Origin of the sequence: Leptolyngbya sp. PCC 6406 (assembly GCF_000332095.2) — a bacterium.
Lineage (GTDB): Bacteria > Cyanobacteriota > Cyanobacteriia > Phormidesmidales > Phormidesmidaceae > PCC-6406.
In genome coordinates this window covers 732117-755198 of the sequence record NZ_KI913949.1, presented here as the reverse complement: position 1 = coordinate 755198, position 23082 = coordinate 732117, and the positions used below count along the sequence as shown (strand labels likewise).

Here is a 23082-nt window from a genome sequence, read left to right as displayed (position 1 = left end):
GGCATTAATCCCTATTGAATTGCTTACGAATGGAGATGACGTTATGGCAACCAGTCGGCGAGTGGCGCGGGTGGCTTCCCTAATCAAACGAGAGGTAAGCCAAATGCTAGTCAGCGGCATCAAGGACGACCGGGTAGGCGCAGGGATGGTGAGCGTCACCGATGTGGAGGTTTCGGGGGATTTGCAGCACGCCAAGATCTTCGTCAGCATCTACGGGACTGACGAGGCTCGGACTGAAACCATGGCAGGGTTGGAGGCAGCCACCAGCTATGTTCGCAGCGAACTGGGGCAGCGGATGCGTCTGCGCCGTACGCCAGAAGTCCTGTTCCGCGAAGACCGGGGGTTTGAGCGAGGCACCCAAGTCCTGTCGCTGCTCAACCGCCTCAGTAGTGAGCGGGTGCAGCGGGAACTGAAGATGGATTCCCTAGAGAACGATGCTCCGGACGAAGGGGCCAGCCTCTAAATGGGTCTTCTGGGTTTACCCTCCCCTGATGACCTTTCCCTAGCGGGCCAAGTGGCTCAGTTGGTAGTGGTTCGGGCCTCGGGGATGCTCTTTGACCATCAGCGCCGCTATCCCCAGTGGGAACTGGCCAATGCCGACCTCCACACCTGCATTGCGGACTTGGGCGTTGGGGGCGTGATTTTGTTGGGGGGGAGCGCACCAGAGGTGGGGGTGCGGGTTCAGCAGTTGCAGGACTGGGCCACGGTGCCCCTGCTGATGGCGGCGGATATTGAAGAAGGAGTCGGCCAACGGTTCACCGGGGCGACGGCCTTTCCTCCCCCCCTGGCTCTCGGGGCGATTGGGCAACGAGATTTGGCTCTGGCTTGCCAATATGCTCAAGCCATGGGGGCGGCCACCGCTCAGGAAGCTCAAGCTATTGGGCTGAACTGGCTTGTGGCTCCGGTGGTAGATGTTAATAACAATCCTGAGAATCCCGTCATCAATGTGCGGGCCTTTGGCGAAACCCCGGACGTCGTCAGTGCGCTGATCCGGGCTTTTCTCACCGGAGCCCAGGAACATCCCGTCCTGACGACGGCAAAGCATTTTCCCGGTCATGGGGATACGGCGGTGGACTCCCACCTACACCTACCGCTGTTGCCCCATGATCGTGATCGCCTGACCCAGGTGGAGTTAGCCCCCTTTGCCACCGCGATCGCGGCGGGGGTAGATACCGTGATGACGGCCCACCTCCAGGTACCGGCGTTGGACCCGGATTACCCGGCGACCCTATCCCCAGCCCTGCTGTCGGGGTTATTGCGCCGGGAGTTAGGATTCGATGGTCTGATTGTCACTGATGCCCTAGTAATGGGGGCGATTACCCAGCACTACGGTCCCTATGAAGCGGCAGTGCTGGCTCTGGAGGCCGGAGTGGATGTGCTGCTCATGCCCGTGGACCCGGTAGGTACGATTGAGGCGGTCTGTGAGGCAGTGCGGATGGGACGGTTATCCCCTGAGCGCATTTTGACCTCGGTGGAGCGAATCTGGCGGGCGAAGCAAAAGGTGGCGACGGGTTTATCCGCTCCCCCCGACAGCGGCCATGCCTGGGAACACCTGCTGCCGCCCCCAGTACAACTGGACCAGTTGGCCCAACCTGCTGCTCAGCAGTTAGCGCGGCACATCACTCGGGACTCGATGCAAGTGCGGGATTGCGTTTCTCCCTGTGCTCCCCAAGCTAGGGGGGTTTCCCTCGTACTGGTGGATGATGTGCTGGCCACGGACTGGCTCAGCCGCCGTGCTCCTGCGATCGCACTTCCTGAGCAGTATGGCTATACCCCGCGTTTGCTCGACGTGGGCATCTGCTCCGCCAGCCCTGGCAGCTTTCCCCCCCGACCCACACTGCTACAAATTTTCAGCCGGGGCAATCCCTTCCGGGGCACCGCTGGGGTGGGGGAATTTGCCCTGAGCTGGTTCCGAGCACTACGGGATGTGGATTGTCTGGTGGGGGTGGTGGTCTATGGCAGTCCCTATACCCTTGATATTTTGCTACCGGAGCTACCGGATACTGTGCCCTACGGTTTTGCCTACGGCCAGATGCCATCGGCCCAGGAGATTTTGCTCACAGCGCTCTTGGGCGCAGGGAGTGCCACCTCCCCATCCCAGGCATTTACGGATTAAGGGACTCGCCCTACCTCTGGGATTTCTGCCTTGGCGTATTAGTAGCCTGCGGCGTCAATATCCTAACCGTTCTATCGTGGTACACCTCGGCCCCTCACCCTAGCCCTCCAGTCCAGATTTACCTGGAGTTGACAGTCAATCAACTCGTTACTCTGGGATAGGATCCTGTTAAGCTGCCGTCTAAATTTTGTCCTATGCCTAGTTTTCCCTATACTCCCCCCGTTGCCGGCTTTCTGGACTACGGTAAGCAATTAGATGTGGGCCAGCCAACGGTCTCTAGTGCCTCCCAAAACATGCCCGATCGATGGCCCAACTACATTGAAATAGCGGGGTTGACGATAAACCATATCCCAGAACTGATTACTCTGGTTCAGGATGACGTAATCTGGCAGCTTTGGCTGGACGATGAAGCGGCGGCGGAAGCTTTCCAGGCCAATTACCCAGATCGCGATCCCGACAAGGCTTTTTTTGCGCCGATCCATGCTTGGCGAGCCCTGGGACAACTCCAAGTCCTAGAGGCTGTCCCCGTCCTAGCTCAGGTGCTAAGCCGTTACGACTTGGATTGGTGCTGGGAAGAAATTCCCTGGGCCTTGAGCCTGATGGGGCCAGATGCGATCGCGCCACTTCTAACCACAATCGCCAATCCTGAGATTAGCGGTGAATCGAAGGTCTTTTTGGTGGAAACCTTTGATCACCTAGTCACCCTTTTCCCAGAAAGCCGGGATGCGTGCATTGCTGGGGCAATGGAGGTGTTGGCCAACTATGAAGAGAATATCCCCGCCGTAAACGGCAACCTATGCGTCTTCATGGTGCAAAACAAGGTTGTAGAAGCGGCGGACCTATTGGAAGCTGCCCATAGCAAGAACTGTGTCGATATCCATTTCATAGGCACTTGGGCCACGGTTCAGGTAGAACTGGGGCTGAAATCCAAGGCAGATTTTAGCCCTGAGGAATTCAGGCTGCCCCCCATGCCAGGGTTTGAGAAATTTGACGAGATGCTCGGTACCCTACAAACCATACTCACCCCAAAAAAGCCGTCGGCCATTGATCTAGGGCTGCCTATCAATCGCGATCACCTCAGCTCAGACCCCCTGACCTTGGATATTCCCCGCAGTGCTTCTCAGCCTAAAACCCCGGCGAGTGGCTTTAGGGATAGTAGCTCTGGAGGCAAGTCTAAGTCGGGACGTAAACAGGGCAAAAAGTCGAAGTCCTCTCGCAAAAAGCGGTGATGAGGTCAAGAAACACCCATAAAGCCCCACATTAGGCCGGGTACGAAGGGCCAGTCATAGTCCAGTCATCAATCGCGGTCCTCATCCAAGAGGTCGGGCTCGTCCTCAGGGGCTTCGGCCATTTCATCCTTAAAGCCCCGCAGGGTTTTGCCCAGGGCGGCCCCGAGTTCAGGAATTTTCTTGGGGCCAAAGATTACCAGGGCCACCCCCAGCACGATCACCACTTCTGTCCAGCCGATGTTAAACATGGGGTTCTCCGGGTTTCCTTACTACCATCCCGTTCCTAAGGATGGGATAAATATTGGCTGCTTTGAGATTCTACTGTGTGAGGGACCACAGGCGCAGGGGTAGATGCTGGGACCAACCCTGGGCAAAAATCCCAACATTACTGGGATAGTCCCACCGGGGTTGTACCGTAGCGGATATTGGCCTGCCGGAGACGGGCCATGGCCTCACCCAAGCGATCACACTCCGCAATCAGACTGACCCGTACATAGCCCTCGCCCCCTTTGCCAAAGGCGTTGCCGGGGGTCAGCACTACCCCCGTCTGCTCCAGCACCGACAGAGCAAAGTCCGTGGAGCCAATCCCTGGCGGGCAGGGTACCCACAGATACATCGTGGCCAGGGTTTTGGGCACGGCCCAACCCAGGGTGGCAAATTCCTGAATCAAAAAGTCCCGCCGGGTCCGATACCGAGCTTGGACCTCGTTCAGATACACATCGGGCAATTGCAGAGCGGCTTCCGCCGCCTTTTGTAGGGCAGCGAAAATACCGTAGTCTAGGTTGGTTTTAAGGGTGCGGAGCCCCTGGATGATATGGCGGTTGCCCACCACAAAGCCCACTCGCCAGCCCGCCATGTTGTAGGTCTTAGATAGGGTGTGGAACTCGACGCCAATATCCTTGGCACCGGGAATCTCCAGCAGACTGGTGGGCTGATAGCCGTCAAAGGCCAGTTCTGCGTAACAGAGGTCATGGACTAGGAGAATTTCGTAGCGGCGGGCAAAGGCGACAATGTCTTCAAAAAATTCCCGAGGGGCGGTAGCAGCGGTGGGGTTGCTGGGGTAGTTAAAGAACAGCATCTTGGCCTGTTCCGCCACTGTATCGGGGATTTTCGCCAGATCAATCAGCCAGTCCCCCTCGGCACTCAGGGGCAGATCGATGATGTGGCCCCCCGCGATCGCGGGTCCACGAAAGTGGGCCGGATAGGCCGGAGTTGGCACCAACACCGTATCACCGGGATTGATATAGGCCATAGCCAAGTGAGTCAGTCCCTCCTTAGACCCCAGCAGCGGTAGGGCTTCTCCATCAGGGTCCAACTGCACCCCGTAGCGGCGATGATACCAAGCCGTAATCGCCTGTCGAAAGCTAGCGGTGCCCTCAAAAGGAGGATAACCATGGTTCCGGGCATCCTGTAATGCCGCCGCTGCGGCATCTACAACAGGCTGGGGGGTCGGACCGTCGGGATTGCCCATACCCAGGTCAATCAGGTCAAGGCCCCGTTCCCGCGCCCGCGCTTTGAGTTCGTCTAGCCGCGCAAACACGTAGGGGGGCAGACGACGCACCCGCTCCGCTGGTTGAATCCAATCTAGGGTCATGTCTGCAACTCCTTGTCTGCCGCCGCAATTTAGGTCTGGGGGGAACTCACCAGAATTGCCATTTTCCCCCGTTTGGTCCCCCAAGACTAGCCTCTGCTCCAAGCACCATTCTGAGCTGCCTGTAGATCACCCTGGACTAGACTCGATAAAATTCAGCAACCACCGCCATTTTCCCCCACCGCCTTGGGCACGGAAACCGCCCCCCGTCCTGTCACCCCCTACATTGGGCGCGACATCTCTGCGGTGCATTGCTTCGCGTGGGCGAAGCCACGCCTTAGCGCTATGCACCCTACGGGAAATTCAATTCAAAACTCAAAACTCAAAACTCAAAACTTAAAATTCCTGTCACCCCATCACCCCATCACCCCATCACCCCCATGCCCCGCTCACCTCTCCAGCATTTCCATCCTCTTCGCCAGCGTCTGCGGCAAAATCCCCAGACTCGTCTGCGATCGCGGGGAGAAGTCGAGATCGCGGCGGCAATGGGTCTAGGGATCGATGCCAATCGAGCCACGATTGATGACTGGTTGCGGTTGCCGGGGATCTCTATTCACCAAGCTCGTACCTTGACGGAGTTAACCCGCAGCGGAGTGATCTTTTTTGCCCTAGAGGATGTAGCCGCTGCCCTGGGGCTCCCGGTAGCGGCCCTAGATCCTCTGGCCCCCGGAATTCAGTTCCGCTACTACGACACCGATAGCCTGGTTCCCACCCCAATTGACCTGAATCAGGCCACGGTGGAACAACTTTGTCGGGTGCCGGAACTGCCACGAGACTGGGCAGAGTGGATAGTGCGATCGCGGTTAGCTGGCCCCTATCGTAGTCTGGAGGACTTTCAACACCGCTGCCAAGTGCCCCCTGCCGCCATGAGCCGCTGGCTCCACCACCTCCGGATCTAGGGCGTTAGGAACAGCAGAGGTTAGGGCAGACTGATGCCAAGGTCGTTGAAAATCCAGGCTAGATTGCCCCACTTGGATAAAACTCCGTTACTATTTCTCTACGGTCATTCCTTGTTAGGGGCGTCCCTAGAAATGGCGGTCGTCTTATTCGCGCCCTAATCCCCCTGGCCTGGGGAGGGTGCATTGAGTCTCCCCAAACTGGCCCCAACCTCTCGACCAATGTCCCCCTACTGCATCGCTACCACCAGAGGAGTCAACTGTGGCAACCCACAAAATCCTGGTTATCGACGACAGCCGCGTAATTCGGATGCGGGTGCGAGATATGTTACCCCAGGGCAATTTTGAAGTGCTGGAGGCAAAGGACGGGATAGAGGGCCTAGATGCAATTCGAGGTCAGCGACCTAACCTAATCATGTTGGACTTTCTGCTGCCCCGGATGAGCGGCTGGGAAGTGTTCCAGGAAATCCAGGCCCAACCCGACCTCCAGCACATTCCCCTTGTGCTCATGTCTGGACGAAAGGAAGAGGTCACCGAAAAGATTTCCGAACCCTTTGAATACTTCGAGTTTATCCAGAAGCCCTTTGAACAAAAGGAGCTGATCGAAGCTATTAAAGCAGCCATGACTAAGGCTCGGAAGCCTCGGCCCAAGGCAGTGGTAGCGGCAGCACCTACTGTCGCAGCGACAGTAGGTGCTGCGGATTCAGGAGAAGTTGCCGCTCTGAAAGCCCAAGTTGCCAAGCTAGAGGCAGAAGTCGTTCAGCTCAAGGGACAGGTGTCCAAGATCCTAACCTTCATCAAGCAGCGGATGAAGTAGCGTTAGTCCAACTCACGGCGACCCTCTAGGGCACGGGCGAGGGTCACCTCATCAGCATATTCCAAGTCCCCACCCATGGGCAGACCAAAGGCAATGCGGGTGACCTTGGTAAAGGGTTTCAGCAATTGCCCCACATATAACGTGGTGGTATCTCCTTCGATGCTGGGGCTAATGGCGATGATCACCTCTTGGATTTTGTCCTGACTAACCCGGTGTACCAGAGGCCCAATGGTGAGTTCCTCGGGGCCAATACCATCCATAGGGGAAATGAGTCCTCCAAGAACATGGTATTTGCCGCGATATTCCCGTGTCTTTTCCAGAGCAATCACATCTCGGGAGTCGGCCACTACACAGAGGGTCTGGCGATCGCGACTAGGGGACTTGCAAATGTCACACACAGGCTCTGAGGACAGGTGAAAGCAGACAGAACATTGCCCCACCTGGGTCTTGGCCTCCACCAGCGCTTGGGCTAGGGCCTGGACTTCAGTATCGGGGCGCTTCAAGAGGTGGAGGGCTAATCGCTGGGCGGTTTTAGGGCCAACCCCAGGTAGCTTCTGGAGTTCCTCGATCAGGCGGGCAAGGGGACGGGCGTAAATGGGGAACCTCCTTGGGGTATAGCTATGGCAAAAGGGATTGCAATCCTTTATCCCTCTATCTGTACCACCCGCAGGCGATTTTGTCCGCGCTGCTGGGCTTGCTCTAGAGCGGTCTGGGCTGTATTCAGTAGGGTGGAAACATCCCCTGGCTTGGGAGCAGTTGCGATCGCGCCGCCCAAGCTCACCGTGAGTTTCACTTGATGACCATCCCCTAGGGTTGGCGGATGTTCCAAAAGGGCAGTTTGTAGCATTTCGCCATAGCTACTCACCGCCTTGGGGTCAAGTCCTGGAGTGGTTGCCCCGTAGAGTCCATGGCCATCACTATAGAGCCAGGTTCGTTCCGAGGCATGGCGCTGGAGCATTTGGGCAATCTCGCGCCAGAGTAAAGCCCCCGTATTCCCTTCATCGACCACTGCTGAGGTGACCTGGAGCAACAACAGGCTGAAACTAGAGAAGGGCGCTGCGGTCGAAGCTGGAGTGGAAAACTGCTGGAATTGGTTAATCAGGGAGCGCTCCAGTAGAGACTGTTTCAGCAATCCCGTAGTGGGCTCAATCAGATCCAAGGTGTCGAGAAGGGCACGATAGCTGTGGTGAACAGACTGGATCTTGCGCGTTTCAGCAGCGAGAGACTGCTCCCGATCCTGAACGAGATCCGTGAGGGAATCGGTTTGTTTTTGAAAGCGGGCGATCCGCCAACCCCGCCGCATCATCGCCGGCATAGACACCAGCAAGCCAATGATCACCCCGATGGCCAGTGTCCCCAAGAGCACCAGAGCCAGAGACTGGCCATAGGACCACACCAGCAGGTTAATGGTGACCAAGTTGTTATTCTGTAGGGCAAACAGAATTGCCAAAAAGGCAATGACCAGAGCAGAAATAATATAGAGACGCATGGTGGCGATGATATAAAGACTGGGTCAGATCAGATGCTATTGGCCTCTGCCCCCGGTCATACTAGGACAATGGGCTCGAAAAAGGGTCGTTATCCTAAAAGACAACGTTATGGCAGACATGAGCGGTACTTGGTTGGGAACCTATTGGCAGCGGGGTGAGCCTACACGTTTTGAGGCCACCCTAGTACAGGGAGGCAATACCCTCAGCGGTCGTATTTTAGACGATGGCCCCTTGGGGGCAGCACACCTGACGGGAGAAGTGGTGGGTCGTCGGGTCCAGTTTACCAAGCACTACGGGGCCGCTCCCAACAGCCCCATTGACTACACTGGGCAACTGTCTGAGGAGGGCAACTACGTCCATGGTCAGTGGCGTATTGGGACATCCCACACAGGCATGTGGGAAGCCCGCCGCGAGGTGGACACGCTGACAGCGGACCTCAATCGTGTTTTAGAAAAACGGGTGCCCGCCACGGCGGCAGCTTCAAGGGGCTAAAACCGTGGGGGATTACAGCAGAGTCACCTGCTCTGGAGACAATCCCAACACCGTCGTGACCTGCTCCAGAGTCATACCCGTGGCCATCAGGTTGCGGGCAGCCTGTAAAACCTGAGCTTGCGCCTGTTCCTTGGCCTGCCGTTCCTGTTCTCTAGCCTGCCGTTCCTGTTCCTTGGCCTGCCGTTCCTGTTCTGTATCAGTGGGCAGAAAATAACCGGACTCGTCGCACCACCGCAGCCAATGGCTGGGAATGCCCTCAAAGATGCCTTCCCAAACGCCTAACCCAACCTTTAGTCTCGGTAGCCAGATCTGGGGATTGCGGTCCTGGAGGCGCTGTTCCTGATATTGGCCACCTTCAAGCTGAAAGTATCGCAGTTGGCGGGTATGGCGGCTGTAGACCACATAGTAGGGAATGCGCAGGTACTGCTCATAGACCCAAAACTTGCTGGGTGGGCGGTCTTCTCCATCGCTGCTAGCCCTGGAGGAAAGGACAACGCCATCGGCAGCACCATCGGCAGCACCGTGAAACCGCCCTAGATCCTCAGCCTCGGTGCCGGGGGAGAGAAACTCAACGACTACGGAAGGCGCTTGCCGCTCTTGCCAGATCACATAACTACGCCGGAATTCTTGCCCATCGTAGAGACGGGGCACACCCACCGCGAGGAACCAATCGGGGCGCTTATACCAGAGGGGACGCTGAACGTCGTAGTAGAGGTTCAGGTCAGATCCGGTGAACCAATCGTCACGGCTGTAATCCCTCAGTGCCAGGGTACGGCTGAGGAGTTGGGGTTGTAAGTCGTGGTACTCGTCAGGCAATCCCGGTTCCCCTACCGTTTCACTCGGTAGATCATACATGGTGGGCAGGGTTTCCCGAGGTGAACGCGGGGGGTCGGTTTGGGGGACGGCGTGCCCGGTAATCAGCGTCTTCATGGGGGCAGGGTTAGCTGAAGCGGCGGGGGTTGAATATTGCGGCAGGGATGCGGTCATAGTGTCTCTTTGACTCGCTTGACCCTAGTTTAACTGGGATAATGATGACGCCTCTGCCCAAATTCGGGACAGGATTTGAGCTGGAACACGTTTCACGTGGTCATGAATTCCGTGGATCGCTGAAGGGATCCCTGAGTAGCCCCCTGGAGAGATTGCGTCATTATTCTCTCTACAATGGGAGCACTAACATACCGAATTTGCCTGTGCTCTCTACGACGCCTTCTGCCCTTGTGCTCCCCGACATCCCTGATCTGTTAACCGAGACCCTAGACACCCTGGATATCCCCGCCGACTGGGTGGGCATTCGGGCTGTGGTGGAACGGGGTACCCAGCGATCGCTGCGGGATGGCCTGCCCGAAACCAATCACCGCAGTTGCGATCGCGGAGCCATGGTGGAGGTACTCGTCCAGGGGCAACTGGGCTATGCCGCCACTAACAATCTGACAGTAGCAGGGCTACGCACAGCGGCAATGACCGCTCTCCAGCAAGCCCAAGCAGCGGCAAGTTGGGGGCTATATCCCTTCCCCGCCGAGGTGCGACCCCCCGTTTCTGGCATCTACTATTCCCCCGTGACCACCCCCCTGGATAGGATGACCGCAGGGGCAGTAAATGACCTCCTAACCCGCATCTGCCAGGGGCTGAAGGTATCCGACCAGATTGTCCAGGCCCAGGCCAGCATCAGTACGCGGGAAGTAGAGACCTGGCTCGTCAGCACCAAGGACAGCCACATTCACCAGCATTTTTCCTTCCTAACCTGCCACTTTGGGGCCACTGCCCAGGATGGCCCAGTGGTACAAACCCGCAGCTACAACGGTCCCAGATCTCACTGCTACCAGGGGGGCTGGGAGCACCTAGCCCAGGATGAAACCCTGTGGGCAGCAGTGAACCAGGTAGGGGAACAGGCAGTGGAACTGTTGACCGCAGCGGATTGCCCAGAAACCACCACCACCCTAGTGCTGTCGCCGGATCAGATGATGCTGCAAATCCACGAGAGCATCGGCCATCCCCTAGAGCTAGACCGCATCCTGGGGGATGAGCGCAACTATGCCGGGGGTAGCTTTGTGCAGCCGGAGGATTTCGGCACCCTCCAGTACGGCTCAGACCTGTTAAATGTCACCTTCGACCCCACAGTGGAGCAGGAATTTGCTAGCTACGCCTTCGACGACACCGGAGCGGTGGCAGAGCGCCAGTACCTGATTCGTCAGGGCAAGTTGGAGCGGGGGCTGGGCAGTCTGGAAAGTCAGACTCGCCTGGGGGTGCCGGGGGTGGCCTGTGCCCGTGCCACCTCCTGGGATCGGCCCCCCATTGACCGCATGGCCAATATCAACGTAGAACCAGGAAATCTCCCCTTTGCTGACCTGATCGCCACCATTGAGGACGGCGTCTACATGGAGGCAAATCGCTCCTGGTCCATTGACGACCAGCGTTACAAGTTCCAGTTTGGCTGCGAATACGCCCGACGCATCCGCAGGGGCCAACTGGCGGAAACCCTCCGCAATCCCAACTATCGGGCCACCACCCCCCAGTTTTGGCGCAGTTTGGTACAGGTGGGCGATCGCGATACCTGGCAAGCCTTTGGCACCCCCTTCTGTGGCAAAGGGGAACCTAATCAGATCATTCGGGTAGGCCACGGTGCCCCCGTTTGTGCCTTTGCCAATATTGAAGTCTTTGGGGGCGCAGGGTAGAGATGGATTGGGAAACAACCTTTAATCAACTGGTGGACGCCCTCTTCTCCCAACGCCAGGGGGAAGAAGCGATCAAGCTGACCCTAGTGGCAGAGGACAGTCAATTCACCCGATTTAACCAGGGACGGGTGCGGCAGACGGGCATCGTAGTCAGCGGCGAGATCACCCTGACCCTAATGGTTTCCCAGCGTACCGCTAGTGCTTCTGTGCCCTTTACCGGAGATAAGGGCACGGACTGGTCCCTATTATCGGCAACGCTGGAGGAGTTGCGTCAAGAGCTACCCACGCTCCCGATAGATCCCTATGGGGTGTTACCGGAGGGCTCTGCCGCCAGCCGGGAACTGTACCCCGGTCATCTGCTTCCAGCGGAGCAGGTGGCCCCCACCCTCATGTCCCCTCTGGCGGGATTGGATGCGGCGGGACTCTATGCGGGGGGGCGATCGCTGCGGGCCTATGCCGATTCCGAAGGCCAGCGCCACTGGTTCGAGACAGAAACCTTTACCCTGGACTATTCCCTATTCACCCCGGATGGGCAGGCGGTGAAGGGTACCTATGCGGGGCGCGACTGGGACGACAATGCCTATGCTGCCACCCTAGCGGAATCTAAAACCCTGCTGGGGCGCATGGTTCCAGGGCGCAAAACCCTGGAGCGGGGTCAGTATCGCACTTACTTGGCTCCGGCAGCGGTAGCGGAACTTGTGGGTATGCTCTCTTGGGGCGGCATTGGGGAAGGCTCCATCCGTCGAGGGGGCAGTGCCCTAGGGCGGCTCCAGCGCTGTGAACAGACCTTGTCCCCCCAAGTTCATCTAACGGAGGACTTTTCCCAAGGACAAGTCCCACGGTTTAACCAATATGGGCAACTGGCTGCGGTGATGTTGCCGTTAATCCAGTCGGGGCGCTTGGTGAATACCTTGGTTAGTGCCCGGACTGCGAAGGAATACGATATTCCCACGACCTATGCAGAAGGAGGGGAATATCTGCGATCGCCAATTTTGGCCCCCGGTACCTTGGCCACGGAGGCGATTCTAGAGATCCTAGATACGGGGCTCTATGTATCAAACCTGCACTATCTGAACTGGAGCGATCGCCCCCAAGGCCGCATCACGGGCATGACCCGCTACGCCTGTTTTTGGGTGGAGCAGGGGAAAATAATCACGCCGATTGAGAACCTGCGGTTTGATGAAAGCCTGTACAACTTCTGGGGTGACTATCTCATCGGCCTCACCCAGGAAACCACCTTTGTGCCCGCAGTGGGCAGCTATGGCTACCGTGACTTAGGCGGCACCCAGGTGCCGGGAATGCTGCTGGATCGCTTCGCCTATACGCTGTAGCGCCCCCTGCTTGCCTGACAAGAGTCCTGTGGACGAATTTTTGTCGGGATGCTGATCTACGGTGGGCGATGCCCACCCTACGCTTAAGCTTTCCTTGGCAACAACGCGTTTTTTCGTTTACCCGTTTAATAGGCCAAGGTTTCTAGGGTCTCTCTCAGATATCGCCGCACGAGCTTATCTAAGGATGGATCCTGGAGGATCTGAGGAACCTGCTCTCGACGCCAGCGCTGGAAGCCGGAGCTAGTTGCGATCGCATCCTTGAGGCTAGCCCAGATTTGGGCATCGTCTGCACCACTATGCACTGCTGCGGAGGAAGAAATGGCCATACGCTTTCCCCTAGAAATCTCCTCTAGAATAACGCAGACAATTCCCTGGCATTGTGCGAACAGCGACAGTTTGGGGAGTGGGGCAGCTACCCATCCCCCCTCAAAAATCGTTATGGTTCAGGGGAAAACCTTTGCCGTAGGAATCGAGGATCCAATTCGATGGATACCGTTGTTCTCTCCCGGATGCAGTTTGCCCTGACCGCCATCTTCCACATGCTGTGGCCGGTGCTGACCACAGGGATGGCCATCTACCTGGTCATTGTCGAGGGGATGTGGCTCAAGACCAAGAATCCTGTCTACTATCACCATGCCCGCTTTTGGGCCAAGCTCTATGTGCTGAACTTTGGCATTGGTGTCGCCTCGGGGTTGCCGATGGAGTTCCAGTTCGGCACCAACTGGGCACCGCTTTCTGAGGCTACTGGAGATTTCCTGGGCAGCATTCTGGGCTTTGAGGGAGCCATGGCCTTCATGCTGGAGGCGGGCTTTTTGGGGATTATGCTTTTTGGCTGGAACCGGGTGCCCCCGGTGATGCACTATGTGGCCACGATTATGGTGGCCTTTGGGGCTAATCTCTCTACCTTCTGGATTTTGGCGGCAAATTCTTGGCTTCAGACTCCGGCAGGGGGGGATTTCACTGCTGGCGGAAAGTTCATTGTGCGGGATTATTTTGAGGCGATCTTCAATCCCTTTATGGTGAATAGCGTGGCCCACATGTTTATGGCGACGCTGGAGACTTCGCTATTTGTCATTGGCGGCATTAGTGCCTGGTATCTGATTAACAAGCGCCATCCAGAGTTTTTCGCCACCTCGTTCAAAATTGTCTTGGCTAGCGCGATCGCAGTGGCTCCCCTGCAAATCTACATCGGCCACCTCAGTGGCGAGCAGGTGTACCACATGCAACCCACCAAGCTGGCGGCCATGGAGGCCCAGTGGGAAACGACTCCGGCGGGGGAAGCAGCGGACTGGAGTTTACTGGCCCTGCCCAATGACAAGGGGGAGACCAATACCTGGGAACTGACTATCCCTGGAGCCCTCAGCTATATCCTGGAGGTTAAGCCCACGCTCTCTACCCCCATTCAAGGACTGCGGGACTTTGCCCCAGAAGATCGGCCCCACCAGATTGGTCTGATCTACTATGCCTTTCGCTTGATGATTGGCATTGGCTTCTTTCTCACCGCATTGATGGGGATCACGGTGCTGCAATGGCTGCGGGGGAAACTGGCGGCAGATGCGATCGCAGATCAAAAGTGGTTGCTGCGAGCCTGGATTTTTTCCGCACCCCTGGGTTACCTGGCGGTGGAGTCGGGATGGATTGTCCGCTGTGTCGGACGGCAACCCTGGACCGTCTATGGCCAAATCCGCACCGTTGATGCCGCCTCCAACCTGCCCGCTGGGGATATTCTGACTTCCTTAATTGCCTTTACCGGCGTCTATCTCGTCCTATTCTTCGCCGCCCTCTACTTCGGAAGTCGCATCATTCGCCAAGGGCCGAACCTAGATTTACCCCTGCCGCTGTCGGCAACGATTGATCTCGACGCCCCACCCACCCCCCAGCCCAATCAACGTCCCGCCGAAGTTCAGCAATAATTTCACCCTCACTTGCCCCTACTAGGAATTCATTCAATAGGGGCCGAGAGATGGACAACCCCTAGCCTAAGTCAAGGGCGTTTCTGCGAGGAGGGGCTGTATAGCCCAAGGGCATTCAAGAAAAGCCTTGGCGAAGCCGGCACTGGTCGCCTAAGAGGTGATAGCGTAGAAGCCTCTTTTGGTGAGGATTTCATGGGTTGAAATAGGCTGCTTGCAGTATCCCATGGCCAATAGCCCTCCGGGCATGGCTTCGCTAGGGCCGAGGTGGTTTTCCCCAGACTGTAATGGGGGGCGACACCAGTTGAAAATCAATCGTTGCACCGCTATGTTTGGCTTTCTCTCTAATCAAACAGACCTTCTACGGTTTGGCGAAAGACAATCAGAGCGTGGGTTTCTTGAAAGGGCTTCAGCGCTTCCAGTAGCTGATCGGAAAGTTCTGAAGTAACAATGGTTTTGATTTCAATATTGGTGTTGTAACCTGCGATATCTCCCATGCGTCTACCGTGGCTCCCGGCCCCTTTAGCAGGGACAATTGTGTAGCCAGACACCTCAAGTTGGGTGAGCAGATAAATCAGCCGATCTTGCAAGACCGCTTCACCAATAATGGTGACTAGAGTGCCTTTAATCAGAGAAGATGACATATAAACCTCTAAAAGAATTGTGTTGAAACGGCCTCGGTGTATCGGTTAGGGATCTGCGGGTTAATAGTGTCCCAAGTAACCAGGTTTTCTCCCGAAGGGAGAAAGCCCGATCAGCGGGTACGTTATTTTCCTACGATTCCCTTAGTGTCAGGTCACGGGAATAGCCTGAACTTGGTCGAGGAGATGATGCAGGGTCTTGCCTTCGAGTGCTTCGGTTTCCAAGAGCTGCGTGGTGATGGTTTCCATCAGATCGCGGTTGTGTCGAATAGCCTCTAGGGCTTGCTGGTGGGCGGTTTCAACAATGTCTTTGACTTCACGATCGATGGCCTGGGCGGTTTCTTCGCTCATGGAACGGCGGGCATTGGGCATACCCTGATCAAGGAACATCGGTCGCGCCCCCTGTTGGTAGGCCAGTGGTCCCAGAACCTTGCTCATGCCGAAGGTGGTGACCATTTGTTCAGCCAGATCCGTAGCCCGCTGCAAATCATTGGAAGCCCCGGTGGTAATGCTGTTAAAGACAATTTCTTCCGCCGACCGCCCCCCCAGCAGAGTGGCAATCTGCCCCCGCAGTTCGGCTTCATCCATTAAGAACCGATCTTCTGTGGGCAGTTGCAGGGTATAGCCCAGGGCGGCCATCCCCCGCGAGACGATGGAGATTTTCTCCACTCGACCGCTCCCTGGCATCAGCGACCCAACGAGGGCATGGCCGACTTCGTGATAGGCGACGATTTTCTTTTCTTTGTCGTTGAGGACGCGGCTTTTCTTTTCCAGACCGGCCACCACCCGTTCGATGGCTTCGGAAAAGTCGGTCTGAGCCACCGCTGGCCGTCCGCTCCGAGCGGCTAGCAGGGCGGCTTCGTTCACCAAGTTGGCGAGATCAGCCCCAGCGAATCCAGGGGTGCGAGTTGCGATCGCATGTAAATCCACATCGTCTCCCAGCTTCACCTTCTGGGCGTGGATCTTAAGAATGGCCTCTCGTCCCGATAGCGCAGGGCGATCGACCAGCACTTGGCGGTCAAAACGACCAGGACGCAGTAGGGCGGGATCGAGAATTTCGGGGCGGTTGGTAGCGGCCAGCACAATCACCGTGGCATCCTCGGCGGCAAAGCCATCCATTTCTGAGAGCAACTGATTCAGCGTCTGTTCTCGCTCATCGTTGCCACCGTAGAAGCCATTGCTGCTGCGGGATTTACCAATGGCATCCAGCTCATCAATGAACACAATGCAGGGAGCCTGCTTTTTCGCCTGCTCAAACAAATCCCGTACCCGCGAAGACCCAACCCCCACAAACATTTCCACAAACTCAGAGCCAGAGATGCTGAAAAAGGGTACCCCCGCCTCCCCAGCCACAGCTTTCGCCAGCAGAGTTTTTCCTGTTCCTGGTGGCCCTACTAGCAAAACTCCCTTGGGAATGCGTGCCCCAATCTGCGTATAACGGCCTGGAGTTTTGAGGAAATCCACAATCTCCACCAACTCCGTTTTGGCTTCCTCAACGCCAGCAACATCGGCGAAGGTGGTCTTGGCCGCTTCTCCCTCGACATATACTTTGGCCTTGCTTTTACCAATAGAAAGCATTCCCTGGGGACCGCCACCCCCAGCACCACGACGGATAAAGAACTGCCAGATGCCCACGAAAATCAGCGGCGGAATCACCCAACCTAGAACATTCCCAATCCAACCATTCTTGGGTGGCGGGGCGGCGGCAAATTCCACTCCCTTTTCCTCCAGTAGTGTGGGCAGACCCAAATCGAAAATGGGCGTTGTGGAATAGACCTGCCCTAGGTCTTCGCCGCCGATTTCCGTCTCCGGCTTCAGTTGGAATTGAATCTGATTTTGTCCCACCTGGACCCGTGCCACGTCGCCTTCTTGCACCTGATGAATGAACAAGCTGTAGGGCACACCGGGAATTTGCGGGCCTAGGATGCTGGGCAGAATAAAGTTAGCGGCTAAGAATCCTATACCCAGAATCAGAAAAATATTATTGAAGGGCCGAAAACGAGGCGGGTTGGGCTTATCTTTTATCGCCATGATAATCACGTCACACAATTGCGTATCGCAAAAGTGTAACCGGGTGCTGTTTGATTACTTGGGTCGTTTGATGAACTACGACATTAAACGTTAGTTACATCTGTATCAAAGCCCGGCACTGCTCCCTAAAGGGGTGATGAGTGGCCAAAAGCCTTTGCCTAATGGGCTTCTGGCCGTTTGCGAGGAAAGCCCCTAAAAGCCTTGCCGGATAAGGCTTTTCAGGTTGTATCACCCCTTAGCAGTCCAGTGCCCAAAGCCCGCCCTGCCCCATAACTGTCCCCATACCAGGGCAATTGGTATAATGATGAACCCTCGCCAGGGCGACCGCACTACGGTATGGCATCGCGATGGTCAGAGACCGGCCCCAAGGGGCCATCGCACCCCCGATTCTGCCCATGACTCGGTTCATCCCTCAGCCCCGGTTGTAATAATCATGCCCCAATACACTGCCCTTTCCACCGCCACCGAGCTTGCCGACCTTGATGATCACCTCTCTAACCGCTTCATTGAGCTTGATCCCAGTGGCTATTTTTTGATCTACCTCGATCCGGCCCAGGGGTTGATCTGTGCCAAGCACTTCACTAACACCATTAACGACAAGGGGCTGGCCTGCGACCCAGAAACAGGGGAACCCCTGCCCTGTGGCGGCGAGGTCCAGCGCCAGCACAGCCAGCTTTACACTGGACGCACCGCCAAAGAACTCAGCATTGCCCTGTTTGAATCTTCCCCCACCTCCTGTCCAGTGAGCCGATTAGATCACGCTGCCTACCTAGGCCGAGAGTTTGTCCGGGCAGAAATCGCCCTCCTCTCCGGCCAAGACTATGTGCAGGATTAGGGTATCAACGTAGGCTGGGACAATATTGGTACCAAGGAATTTAGGAGTCAGAAGTCAAGAGTCAGGAGTCAGTACTCTCCTAGCTACTGACTTCTTCCTAGGAGATTAGTCCCGCTTTGAGTTGATACCCCAGGATTAGGCCATCTCCAGGAAAGAAAATTCCATTTTGATAAAGCTGAATGTTGCAAGGTGCCCTCTACCCCTTTTGGGGTGGAGTAGAGGGATTGTCCCGAAGGACTTGGGACAGCTTGCGACCCTGCGAATTGAACGCCCGCACCGGGATCTCGCGGATTTGGTGGCCAATCAGGGTCCAGAGGTAACCGTACTGGGGAAAGCGACGCAACAGCAGAATTTCCGCAAACACATAGAAACGGCCCTGCCGCTTGTGTTCTGGGGGATTATCTTCTGAACGCAACTGTTCGGGTTTAGGCATTTTGTGGCCGATGACCTTGCCCGCCTCAAAGAATTTCGCCTGGAGGGAAAGCCCCAGCAAGCGATCCAAGCACCAGAACGGCAGGTATCTTACTGGGCCAAAAAGCACCATTGCTTGCAGGATTTCTTGCAGTGCCGCCTGTACTAGCGTGTTTTTCCAGACTTTTTTATCAAAATTCTCCGTATGGCTACCTCGCTGATCGCGGCGGCCCCGCCAGAGAAAGGCCAAGTCAAAAGTATTGTTCAACGGTGCAATGGGAATCTCTAACAAATCTCCCTGGCTATGGCGGGATTGGGTACCCTCTCGGTAGCTACAGACTCCCATATTGGCCATGTCCGGCAACGGTTGCCAAGGAGCCTTGAGAGCTACTTCGTCGCCATAGTCCGCTTTTTTCGTACTCAGGCGCAAAACCCAACTTTCAGGAAATCGCTGAAAGTATTGGCGCGCTAGTTGCAAAATGGCGGGGGACAGATATTCGTCGCAGTTAATGGTCAAAACATAGGTGCCAGAGGCATTGAGCAGGCCCGTCAACCGCTGGATAATCTCGCCGCGAAAGGGGCTGATGAACTGCTTCAGACGCGGATCTGCTGGGGCATCGGGCTGGGCTCCTGGCGGATAGACTAGAATGAGCTCCACCTCGCCCTGGATCTTGAGAAAGGCGTCAAACCAGTCTCGGGGTACCCCTTCTCGCATGGGCACAACAATAGATAGGTAGGGCGCAACCATAAACATTTCCCCTGTCCCAGTATTGGCTTCCACGATACTGCGATGGCCCCTTGAGGTCGGTCTCTGACCATCGCGGCGTTGGCTTTAAAGTTCCCAAGAAAAGCTTCTTGGAACATTTACAGGATTAAAGCCGGATTTAATCCTATCCTTCGGCACAATAGAGCCGTTAGCCTAGAGGCCCCCTTGCTATCTCCATGAAGATTACGGCAACCCCCATTCCCGCCGTGCTGATCCTAGAGCCCCGCGTCTTCCAAGATGATCGCGGCTTCTTTCTTGAAAGCTTCAATCAGCGGGTCTTTCAAGAGACGACCCAACTAGACTACACCTTTGTCCAAGACAACCATTCCCGATCCACCCAGGGTATTTTGCGGGGACTGCACTACCAGTTAGAGCACACCCAGGGCAAGCTGGTGCGGGTAGCCAGCGGCAGCATCTATGACGTAGCGGTGGATTTACGCCGCAGTTCTCCCACTTTTGGCCAATGGGTGGGGACGGTGCTGAGCGCAGAAAATCAGCAGCAGTTGTGGGTACCCCCTGGCTTTGCCCACGGCTTCTATGTCATCTCCGATCAGGCCGATGTGCTGTACAAAACCACGGATTATTACCATCCCGCCTCCGAACGTACCCTGGCCTGGAACGATGCCCAAATCGGGATTGACTGGCCCCTGACTACCCCCCCAATCCTGTCGGCGAAGGACCAAACGGGGCTCTCTCTAGAGACGGCCCTGGAAACGGGAGAGGTATTTCCATGAGTCGGATATTGCTGCTGGGCAAAGGAGGTCAGTTGGGAGCCACCCTGTTGCCCCATCTCCAGACTTTGGGCACAGTGACCGCCCTGGGACGAGATCAGCTTGAACTATCCCAAAGCGACCAAATCGCCGCAGTGGTGGCGGACTATCAGCCAGAGGTGATCATCAATGCCGCCGCCTATACCGCTGTCGATCGGGCGGAAACGGAGGCGGAACTGGCCCAACGGGTCAATGGAGATGGCCCCGGTAAACTGGCAGCTTCAGCGGCGGCCCAGGGGGCACGACTGCTCCACATTTCCACTGACTATGTTTTTAATGGCCACCAGGGACAGCCCTGGCAAGAAGGGGATGATACCCAGCCCTTGAGTGTCTATGGCCGCACCAAGCTGGCGGGGGAGCAGGCTGTGCGGGCAGCCCTGCCAGAGGCCCACTGGATTCTCCGTACCGCCTGGGTCTATGGCACTCAGGGCCAGGGTAACTTTGTCAAAACCATGGTGCGGCTGGGACAAACACGGAAAACCTTGAGGGTGGTACAAGATCAGGTCGGTAGCCCCACTTGGGTGGAGGATTTAGCCGCAGCGGTGGTGGCTTTGGTGCGGCTGGGGGATAGGGCTCCGGCAGGTACCTACCACTACACCAACAGCGGCGTGGCCAGTTGGTATGACTTTGCGATCGCGATTTTTGAAGAAGCCCGCGCCCTGGGGCTCCCCCTAGCAGTGCAAACCGTACAACCCATCCCCACCTGTGACTATCCCACCCCCGCCCACCGCCCTGCCTACTCCGTCCTGGATTGCCAAAAAATCACCGCTCTCCTGGGTCACCCTGCCCCCCACTGGCGGGAAAGTCTGCGGATCATGCTGAAGGACTACCTACAAACACTGGCGAAAGAGGTGGGACAATGAAAGGCTTGATTCTCTCCGGGGGCAAAGGCACGCGCCTACGACCCCTCACCTACACCGGAGCTAAGCAGCTCGTACCCGTCGCCAATAAGCCCATCCTCTGGTACGGCATTGAGAGCCTAGTTAAGGCGGGCATCACCGACATCGGCATCATCGTTAGTCCCGAAACCGGCGGGGAAATCGAAGCTAGAACCGGGACAGGGGAGCAGTTTGGAGCCAAAATCACTTACATTTTGCAGGCCAGTCCCGACGGGCTAGCCCATGCTGTCAAAATTGCCCGTCCCTTTCTGCAAGCTGATCCCTTTGTCATGTACCTGGGAGACAACCTGATCCAAGACGGCCTCAAGGGCTTTGTGCAGCGATTCCAGGCCCAGGCCCTAGATGCCCTGATTTTGCTAAAACCCGTACCAAACCCCACCGCTTTTGGGGTAGCAGAGGTAGACCCCAAAGGCCGGGTGTTGCGGTTGGTGGAAAAACCCCCCATTCCCCCCTCGAACCTTGCCTTGGTAGGGGTGTACCTGTTTTCTCCCGAAATTCACACCGCCATCGACCACATTCACCCCTCAGCGCGGGGGGAACTGGAGATCACCGACGCCATCCAGCAGCTTATCGATAGCCAGCAAACCGTGGAAGCCCAAACCCTATCGGGCTGGTGGTTAGATACGGGCAAAAAAGACGACCTGTTAGAGGCCAACCGCATCATTTTGGATGAATACCTGGGGCCACCCCAGATTGAGGGCACAGTGGACGCCATCAGCCAAGTGAGTGGCCGGGTGAAAATTGGCATCGGTTCCCAACTCGTAAACTGTACCGTGCGCGGCCCAGTGGTGATTGGGGAAAACTGTCATTTGGAAAACTGCTTCGTCGGAGCCTACAGCAGCATCGCCGATGGGGTCACTCTGACGGATGTCGAGATCGACCACAGCGTTGTCCTCCAGGGAGCGCAAATTGTCGGCATTCACCAGCGCATTGTGGACAGTTTGATCGGCCAGCGGGCCAGACTCACCACCGCTCCCCAGCGGCCCAAGGCGCTACGGTTTCTAATCGGCGACGATAGCCAAATTGAGTTGACCTAGGGGGTCTTCGGTAGGGGCGCGGTCTCCGCGCCCAATGCAGGATGTTGCTGATAAGGAGAAATTGCAAGTGTCCCCATCAGGTCTGAAGCGACCATTGATAACCGGTGGAGCCGGATTTATCGGCTCTAATTTTGTCCATTACTGGCAGCAGCACCATGGCACGCCAGTCGTAGTGCTAGATGCCCTGGCCTATGCCGGGAATCGGGCCAATTTAGCCGATCTAGAGGCGGATCCAGCGGTGGCGCTCACCTTTGTCAAGGGCGACATCTGCGATCGCGCCCTTGTAGATCAGCTCCTGAAGGACCACGAGATCGACACGATTGTCCACTTTGCCGCCGAATCCCACGTAGATCGCTCAATTTTGGGACCAGCCCCCTTTATTCAGACCAACGTGGTGGGCACCTTCACCCTCCTTGATGCCTTCTATCACCATTGGGTCAGCCAGGGAAAACCCGAGCACCTGCGCTTTCACCACGTCTCCACTGATGAGGTTTACGGCAGCCTGGGAGAAAAGGATCCAGCCTTTTCTGAAACCACCCCCTACGCCCCCAATAGTCCCTACTCCGCCTCCAAGGCGGGCAGCGATCATCTGGTGCGGGCCTACCACCACACCTATGGTCTGCCCACCCTCATGACCAACTGCTCCAATAACTATGGCCCCTACCACTTCCCGGAGAAACTCATCCCCCTCACCATCGTCAACATTCTTTTAGGAAAACCCATTCCTGTCTATGGCGATGGCCAAAATGTAAGGGACTGGCTCTATGTCGAGGATCACTGTAGTGCGATCTCGGCAGTACTCCACCAAGCTTCACCGGGCTCCACCTACAACATCGGTGGCAACGCTGAGGTCAAAAACCTGGATTTAGTCGAGAATCTATGTGATCTAATGGAAGAGATGGCCCCTGATCTTCCGGTGCATCCCGTCCGATCCCTGATCACCTTTGTCCAAGACCGGGCAGGCCACGATCGCCGCTATGCCATGGATATCCGCAAGATTCAAACGGATCTCGGTTGGTCACCCCAAGTCACTTTCAAGGAAGGACTACGGCACACCGTTGCCTGGTATTTAGACCACCCCGACTGGTGGCAACCCCTCCTCACTCCAGACTATCAGGCGTTCTATGATGAGATTTATAGCTGATGGC

General features: G+C 56.6%; 23 protein-coding genes. 14 read left to right on the top strand and 9 right to left on the bottom strand.

Going from position 1 to position 23082, the window contains the following annotated elements:
• Window positions 1–43 precede the first annotated feature (43 nt).
• The 3 genes from rbfA (at window position 44) to LEP6406_RS0203475 (ending at window position 3345) form a co-directional block, all read left to right on the top strand.
• The gene (rbfA, locus tag LEP6406_RS0203485) at window positions 44–463 is read left to right on the top strand and encodes a 30S ribosome-binding factor RbfA (RefSeq protein ID WP_008318794.1); all 420 of its coding nucleotides are present in this window, start codon (window positions 44–46) and stop codon (window positions 461–463) included.
• Entirely contained in the window at window positions 464–2116 is a 1653-nt protein-coding gene (locus LEP6406_RS0203480; protein WP_008318796.1) for a glycoside hydrolase family 3 N-terminal domain-containing protein, read from the top strand. It abuts the gene before it with no gap.
• Window positions 2117–2310: 194 nt separating this feature from the next.
• On the top strand, window positions 2311–3345 hold the full coding sequence (locus LEP6406_RS0203475; protein WP_008318798.1) for a hypothetical protein: 1035 nt from the start codon (window positions 2311–2313) through the stop codon (window positions 3343–3345).
• 68 nt (window positions 3346–3413) lie between these two features.
• Here LEP6406_RS0203475 and LEP6406_RS0203470 read toward each other — a convergent pair whose 3' ends face one another.
• A complete protein-coding gene (locus LEP6406_RS0203470; RefSeq protein WP_008318800.1) occupies window positions 3414–3593 on the bottom strand; it encodes a Sec-independent protein translocase subunit TatA/TatB in 180 nt (59 codons plus the stop codon).
• A 137-nt stretch (window positions 3594–3730) separates the two neighbouring features.
• On the bottom strand, window positions 3731–4939 hold the full coding sequence (locus tag LEP6406_RS0203465) for an aspartate aminotransferase (protein ID WP_008318802.1): 1209 nt from the start codon (window positions 4937–4939) through the stop codon (window positions 3731–3733).
• 377 nt (window positions 4940–5316) lie between these two features.
• Here LEP6406_RS0203465 and LEP6406_RS0203460 point away from each other — a divergent pair, with 377 nt between their 5' ends.
• Both LEP6406_RS0203460 and LEP6406_RS0203455 read left to right on the top strand, forming a co-directional pair.
• Entirely contained in the window at window positions 5317–5835 is a 519-nt protein-coding gene (locus LEP6406_RS0203460) for a ComEA family DNA-binding protein (protein WP_008318804.1), read from the top strand.
• Window positions 5836–6094: 259 nt separating this feature from the next.
• Window positions 6095–6649, top strand: a complete 555-nt coding sequence (locus LEP6406_RS0203455; protein WP_008318807.1) for a response regulator — start codon at window positions 6095–6097, stop codon at window positions 6647–6649.
• A gap of 2 nt (window positions 6650–6651) precedes the next feature.
• On the opposite strand, the gene recR is transcribed toward LEP6406_RS0203455, so the two are convergent.
• Together recR and LEP6406_RS29925 are read right to left on the bottom strand one after the other, a co-directional pair.
• Complete coding sequence (recR, locus tag LEP6406_RS0203450; RefSeq protein ID WP_027268810.1) at window positions 6652–7245, bottom strand: recombination mediator RecR; 594 nt, start codon at window positions 7243–7245, stop codon at window positions 6652–6654.
• Window positions 7246–7292: 47 nt separating this feature from the next.
• Entirely contained in the window at window positions 7293–8138 is an 846-nt protein-coding gene (locus LEP6406_RS29925) for a lipopolysaccharide assembly protein LapA domain-containing protein (RefSeq protein ID WP_008318812.1), read from the bottom strand.
• A gap of 109 nt (window positions 8139–8247) precedes the next feature.
• Between LEP6406_RS29925 and LEP6406_RS0203440 the strand changes: the two genes are divergently transcribed.
• The gene (locus LEP6406_RS0203440; RefSeq protein WP_008318814.1) at window positions 8248–8631 is read left to right on the top strand and encodes a hypothetical protein; all 384 of its coding nucleotides are present in this window, start codon (window positions 8248–8250) and stop codon (window positions 8629–8631) included.
• A 12-nt stretch (window positions 8632–8643) separates the two neighbouring features.
• Here LEP6406_RS0203440 and LEP6406_RS0203435 read toward each other — a convergent pair whose 3' ends face one another.
• Window positions 8644–9618, bottom strand: coding sequence for a Uma2 family endonuclease (locus tag LEP6406_RS0203435; RefSeq protein ID WP_008318815.1), 975 nt, complete (start codon window positions 9616–9618; stop codon window positions 8644–8646).
• A gap of 203 nt (window positions 9619–9821) precedes the next feature.
• Between LEP6406_RS0203435 and LEP6406_RS0203430 the strand changes: the two genes are divergently transcribed.
• On the top strand, window positions 9822–11303 hold the full coding sequence (locus LEP6406_RS0203430; protein ID WP_263971122.1) for a TldD/PmbA family protein: 1482 nt from the start codon (window positions 9822–9824) through the stop codon (window positions 11301–11303).
• Between the two features lie 2 nt (window positions 11304–11305).
• Window positions 11306–12634, top strand: coding sequence for a TldD/PmbA family protein (locus LEP6406_RS0203425; RefSeq protein ID WP_008318819.1), 1329 nt, complete (start codon window positions 11306–11308; stop codon window positions 12632–12634).
• Window positions 12635–12759: 125 nt separating this feature from the next.
• On the opposite strand, the gene LEP6406_RS0203420 is transcribed toward LEP6406_RS0203425, so the two are convergent.
• Window positions 12760–12960: a hypothetical protein gene (locus tag LEP6406_RS0203420; RefSeq protein ID WP_008318821.1), complete on the bottom strand. Its 201-nt coding sequence runs from the start codon at window positions 12958–12960 to the stop codon at window positions 12760–12762.
• 159 nt (window positions 12961–13119) lie between these two features.
• Between LEP6406_RS0203420 and LEP6406_RS0203415 the strand changes: the two genes are divergently transcribed.
• On the top strand, window positions 13120–14547 hold the full coding sequence (locus LEP6406_RS0203415; protein ID WP_008318822.1) for a cytochrome ubiquinol oxidase subunit I: 1428 nt from the start codon (window positions 13120–13122) through the stop codon (window positions 14545–14547).
• A 341-nt stretch (window positions 14548–14888) separates the two neighbouring features.
• Here the strand turns inward: LEP6406_RS0203415 and LEP6406_RS0203410 are convergent, their stop codons facing one another.
• Entirely contained in the window at window positions 14889–15188 is a 300-nt protein-coding gene (locus tag LEP6406_RS0203410; protein WP_008318824.1) for a P-II family nitrogen regulator, read from the bottom strand.
• 147 nt (window positions 15189–15335) lie between these two features.
• Complete coding sequence (gene ftsH, locus LEP6406_RS0203405; protein WP_008318826.1) at window positions 15336–17216, bottom strand: ATP-dependent zinc metalloprotease FtsH; 1881 nt, start codon at window positions 17214–17216, stop codon at window positions 15336–15338.
• 301 nt (window positions 17217–17517) lie between these two features.
• On the opposite strand from ftsH, the gene LEP6406_RS0203400 reads away from it, so the two are divergent.
• Window positions 17518–18051, top strand: coding sequence for a DUF4346 domain-containing protein (locus LEP6406_RS0203400; RefSeq protein WP_008318828.1), 534 nt, complete (start codon window positions 17518–17520; stop codon window positions 18049–18051).
• A gap of 196 nt (window positions 18052–18247) precedes the next feature.
• On the opposite strand, the gene LEP6406_RS0203395 is transcribed toward LEP6406_RS0203400, so the two are convergent.
• The gene (locus tag LEP6406_RS0203395) at window positions 18248–19210 is read right to left on the bottom strand and encodes a hypothetical protein (RefSeq protein WP_036029144.1); all 963 of its coding nucleotides are present in this window, start codon (window positions 19208–19210) and stop codon (window positions 18248–18250) included.
• 194 nt (window positions 19211–19404) lie between these two features.
• Between LEP6406_RS0203395 and rfbC the strand changes: the two genes are divergently transcribed.
• From rfbC to rfbB, 4 genes are read left to right on the top strand one after another with little or no spacing between them, the layout of a single operon-like run.
• The gene (rfbC, locus tag LEP6406_RS0203390; RefSeq protein ID WP_008318832.1) at window positions 19405–19962 is read left to right on the top strand and encodes a dTDP-4-dehydrorhamnose 3,5-epimerase; all 558 of its coding nucleotides are present in this window, start codon (window positions 19405–19407) and stop codon (window positions 19960–19962) included.
• Window positions 19959–20861: a dTDP-4-dehydrorhamnose reductase gene (gene rfbD / locus LEP6406_RS0203385; RefSeq protein ID WP_008318834.1), complete on the top strand. Its 903-nt coding sequence runs from the start codon at window positions 19959–19961 to the stop codon at window positions 20859–20861. Before rfbC ends, rfbD begins: the two co-directional genes overlap by 4 nt.
• Window positions 20858–21934, top strand: coding sequence for a glucose-1-phosphate thymidylyltransferase (locus tag LEP6406_RS0203380; protein ID WP_008318836.1), 1077 nt, complete (start codon window positions 20858–20860; stop codon window positions 21932–21934). The genes rfbD and LEP6406_RS0203380 overlap by 4 nt, the downstream gene beginning before the upstream one ends.
• 34 nt (window positions 21935–21968) lie before the next feature.
• Window positions 21969–23078, top strand: coding sequence for a dTDP-glucose 4,6-dehydratase (gene rfbB / locus LEP6406_RS0203375; protein ID WP_008318839.1), 1110 nt, complete (start codon window positions 21969–21971; stop codon window positions 23076–23078).
• The last annotated feature ends 4 nt before the right edge of the window (window positions 23079–23082 follow it).

Bases quoted from the DNA above. Each gene is read 5' to 3' on its own strand.
- rbfA (WP_008318794.1), top strand. From the start codon at position 44: ATGGCAACCAGTCGGCGAGTGGCGCGGGTGGCTTCCCTAATCAAACGA.
- LEP6406_RS0203480 (WP_008318796.1), top strand. From the start codon at position 464: ATGGGTCTTCTGGGTTTACCCTCCCCTGATGACCTTTCCCTAGCGGGC.
- LEP6406_RS0203475 (WP_008318798.1), top strand. From the start codon at position 2,311: ATGCCTAGTTTTCCCTATACTCCCCCCGTTGCCGGCTTTCTGGACTAC.
- LEP6406_RS0203470 (WP_008318800.1), bottom strand. From the start codon at position 3,593: ATGTTTAACATCGGCTGGACAGAAGTGGTGATCGTGCTGGGGGTGGCC.
- LEP6406_RS0203465 (WP_008318802.1), bottom strand. From the start codon at position 4,939: ATGACCCTAGATTGGATTCAACCAGCGGAGCGGGTGCGTCGTCTGCCC.
- LEP6406_RS0203460 (WP_008318804.1), top strand. From the start codon at position 5,317: ATGCCCCGCTCACCTCTCCAGCATTTCCATCCTCTTCGCCAGCGTCTG.
- LEP6406_RS29925 (WP_008318812.1), bottom strand. From the start codon at position 8,138: ATGCGTCTCTATATTATTTCTGCTCTGGTCATTGCCTTTTTGGCAATT.
- LEP6406_RS0203440 (WP_008318814.1), top strand. From the start codon at position 8,248: ATGGCAGACATGAGCGGTACTTGGTTGGGAACCTATTGGCAGCGGGGT.
- LEP6406_RS0203435 (WP_008318815.1), bottom strand. From the start codon at position 9,618: ATGACCGCATCCCTGCCGCAATATTCAACCCCCGCCGCTTCAGCTAAC.
- LEP6406_RS0203425 (WP_008318819.1), top strand. From the start codon at position 11,306: ATGGATTGGGAAACAACCTTTAATCAACTGGTGGACGCCCTCTTCTCC.
- LEP6406_RS0203420 (WP_008318821.1), bottom strand. From the start codon at position 12,960: ATGGCCATTTCTTCCTCCGCAGCAGTGCATAGTGGTGCAGACGATGCC.
- LEP6406_RS0203415 (WP_008318822.1), top strand. From the start codon at position 13,120: ATGGATACCGTTGTTCTCTCCCGGATGCAGTTTGCCCTGACCGCCATC.
- LEP6406_RS0203410 (WP_008318824.1), bottom strand. From the start codon at position 15,188: ATGTCATCTTCTCTGATTAAAGGCACTCTAGTCACCATTATTGGTGAA.
- ftsH (WP_008318826.1), bottom strand. From the start codon at position 17,216: ATGGCGATAAAAGATAAGCCCAACCCGCCTCGTTTTCGGCCCTTCAAT.
- LEP6406_RS0203400 (WP_008318828.1), top strand. From the start codon at position 17,518: ATGATGAACCCTCGCCAGGGCGACCGCACTACGGTATGGCATCGCGAT.
- LEP6406_RS0203395 (WP_036029144.1), bottom strand. From the start codon at position 19,210: ATGGTTGCGCCCTACCTATCTATTGTTGTGCCCATGCGAGAAGGGGTA.
- rfbC (WP_008318832.1), top strand. From the start codon at position 19,405: ATGAAGATTACGGCAACCCCCATTCCCGCCGTGCTGATCCTAGAGCCC.
- rfbD (WP_008318834.1), top strand. From the start codon at position 19,959: ATGAGTCGGATATTGCTGCTGGGCAAAGGAGGTCAGTTGGGAGCCACC.
- LEP6406_RS0203380 (WP_008318836.1), top strand. From the start codon at position 20,858: ATGAAAGGCTTGATTCTCTCCGGGGGCAAAGGCACGCGCCTACGACCC.
- rfbB (WP_008318839.1), top strand. From the start codon at position 21,969: ATGCAGGATGTTGCTGATAAGGAGAAATTGCAAGTGTCCCCATCAGGT.